The organism is Sphaerisporangium sp. NPDC051017, from assembly GCF_040683095.1.
GTDB lineage: Bacteria > Actinomycetota > Actinomycetes > Streptosporangiales > Streptosporangiaceae > Sphaerisporangium.
The window spans coordinates 1-1,147 of the sequence record NZ_JBFBCI010000164.1; the positions used below are offsets into that span (position 1 = coordinate 1).

Below are 1,147 nucleotides of genomic sequence, written 5' to 3' on the forward strand. Positions count from 1 at the left end.
TACTAAGGGGAAATTAAACTACTGGACTGTTTTAGGCATTCACCGGGCAACGCCGGAGAGCGGCTGAAACAGTACTCAGCGTGACCGCAGAACCTAAGAGGCGAACCCCGCGTCGCTCGCTTGAAGACACCCGGACGCTTGTGCTGAGCGCGATCGACAAAGGCATGGCCGTCGATCAGGCCGCGGCCGTCTTCGGTGTCGGACGCTCGACCATATTCGGCTGGGTCAAGCTGCGTAATGAATCCGGACCGGCAGCGCTTGCGGTCAAGATGCCACCCGGCCGCGAACCAGCGCTGACCGAGCAGCAGATGGCTCAGCTCCGCAGCTGGATCATCGGCCGGGATCCGCGGCAGCTGCAGTTTGAGTTCGGCTTGTGGACTCGCGAGATGGTCGCCGAGCTGATCAGGCGGAAGTTCGGTGTTCAGTTCACCTTGCAGTGGGTCGGCAAGCTCCTGGCCCGGCTTGGCCTTTCTCCTCAGCGGCCCTTGGTCCGCGCCTATGAGCAAAGCCCCGATCGCGTCACACACTGGAAAGAAGTCGAGTACCCCAAGATCCGGGCTCAGGCCATCAGCCAGGGCGCGAGCATCTACTTCGCCGACGAGGCCGGCATACGGACCGACCATCATTCGGGCACCACTTGGGCTCCGGTCGGGGAAACTCCCATAGTCCGGGGAACCGGCAAACGAGTGTCGGTCAACATGATTTCCACGGTGAACACCCAGGGGAAGCTGCACTTCTCCTTCGTGGAAGGCAACCTCAACTCAGCGGCCTTCATCGACTACCTCAAGAAGCTCATGCACGACATACCCGGGAAGATCTTCCTGATCGTCGACGGACACTCCGCTCACCGGTCTGCGGAGACGAAGGCATTCGTCAAGTCGACGAAAGGTCGGCTGCGGTTGTTCTTTCTGCCACCGTACTCACCCGAACTCAATCCCGATGAGTGGGTGTGGAAGAACATAAAGAATGACCGCGTCGGCCGGACGATCGTTCGGTCCGTCCGAGAGTTGCAGGACGGTATCGAGAAGGCGGTAGCCCGGCTTCAACAGACCCCCGAGTTGGTGCAGGCGTTCTTCCGGGACCGCGATCTCCTCTACATCACCACTTAAGCATACCTACAGTCCAGTAACTTAGTTTCTGGTTAGTA

The 1,147-nt window shown here is 59.6% G+C and carries 1 protein-coding gene; it reads left to right on the forward strand.

Annotation, left to right across the window (positions count from 1 at the left end):
- Positions 1–80: 80 nt before the first annotated feature.
- Positions 81–1,109 carry an IS630 family transposase gene (locus AB0M95_RS41050; RefSeq protein WP_363777230.1) on the forward strand — a complete coding sequence of 343 codons (1,029 nt, stop codon included), beginning with the start codon at positions 81–83 and terminating at the stop codon, positions 1,107–1,109.
- Positions 1,110–1,147 lie beyond the last annotated feature (38 nt).